General features: G+C 71.0%; 1 protein-coding gene. It reads left to right on the forward strand.

Annotated elements, in window-relative coordinates:
* Positions 1 to 278: 278 nt before the first annotated feature.
* The gene (locus LF262_RS16815) at positions 279 to 1,457 is read left to right on the forward strand and encodes an IS30 family transposase (protein ID WP_235781558.1); all 1,179 of its coding nucleotides are present in this window, start codon (positions 279 to 281) and stop codon (positions 1,455 to 1,457) included.
* Positions 1,458 to 1,495: the final 38 nt, after the last annotated feature.

Consider the following 1,495-nt stretch of genomic DNA (forward strand, 5'->3'; position numbering starts at 1 on the left):
CTTGAGTTCTAACGGTCGTTGCAACACCTCGAGTTCGAGGAGTTGCAACGACCGTGCCGCGTTCTGGGAATGGTGCTGGTGGCAGGGGCCGGTTCGGGCCCTCCGTGCGGGAGGAGTTCCTGGGCCGTGTGCGCGCCGGCGGGTCGGTGACCGAGGTGGCGGCGCAGATGGGCCTGAGTCGGAACACTGGCTATGGGTGGGTGCGGAAGGCCGGGCTGGCCCGGAAGCGCTCGAACGGGCCCACGCGTGAGGACTTCCACCGGCTGCGCGGCCAGGGCCTGAGCCGGACCGAGGCTGCCGAGCGGCTCGGGATCCACCGCACGACCGCGCAGGAATGGGACAACGGGGTCCACAAGCTGGGCAACGGGCGCCGGTACCGAGACGGGCGCGTGGTGGACTACAACATTCCCATGGAAGCCCGCGCCCCCTCCGTCCGCGCAGCGGTGCCGCTGGCCGGAGTGGAGAAGCCCCTCGATCCGCGCTACCTGTCCCTGCCCGAGCGGGAACGGATCGGGGACCTGCTCGCCACCGGGGCCCCACTGCGGGAGATCGGCCGGCAGTTGGGCCGGCCTGCCTCCACCGTCTCCCGGGAGATCGCCCGCAACAGCACCGACGGGCAGTACTTCCCCTATGCCGCCCAGCGGGCGGCCGCTGTGCGCCGTCCCCGGCCCAAGGCCGCCAAGCTCGCCCGGCCCGGCCCGTTGCGGGACTACGTGGCCCAGAAGCTGGCCACGCGGTGGTCCCCGGAGCAGATCTGCCATGCTCTGGTGGAGGACTATCCCCACGATGCGGAGATGCGCGTGTGCCACGAGACCGTCTACCAGGCCATCTACGTCCAAGGACGCGGAGGCCTCAGACGCGAGGTCGCCGCGTCCCTGCGCACGGGACGGGCCGTGCGCCGGCCCCACCGGGACGGCGCCGAACGCACCCCCCGGTTCGAGGGCATGGTCATGGTCTCCGAACGCCCCGCCGAGGTCCAGGACCGGGCGGTGCCCGGCCACTGGGAAGGGGACCTCATCACCGGGGCGTCGAACCGGTCTGCGATCGGGACCCTCGTCGAGCGCACTACCCGGTACGTGCTGCTGCTGCACCTGCCCCACGGCCACGACTCCGCCCAGGTCCGCGACGCCCTCATCGAGGCCGTGCAGACCCTCCCGGAGCACCTGCGCGGGTCCCTGACCTGGGACCAGGGCGCCGAGATGGCACGCCACCGCTCGTTCTCGATCGCCACCGGGATGGACGTCTACTTCTGCGACCCCGCCAGCCCCTGGCAGCGCGGGACGAACGAGAACACCAACGGGCTGCTGCGCCAGTACTTCCCCAAGGGCACCGACCTGTCCGTCCACGGTCCCGAAGACCTCGAGCACGTCGCCCAGGAACTCAACGCCCGACCACGCAAGACACTCGGCTGGAAGACCCCAGCCGAGCGCATGCGCGACCTGTTAACATCGACCTGACCCACCCACCGGTGTTGCAACGACCCCTAGAAACCGCC

The organism is Sinomonas notoginsengisoli (genome assembly GCF_021554725.1).
Lineage (GTDB): Bacteria > Actinomycetota > Actinomycetes > Actinomycetales > Micrococcaceae > Sinomonas > Sinomonas notoginsengisoli.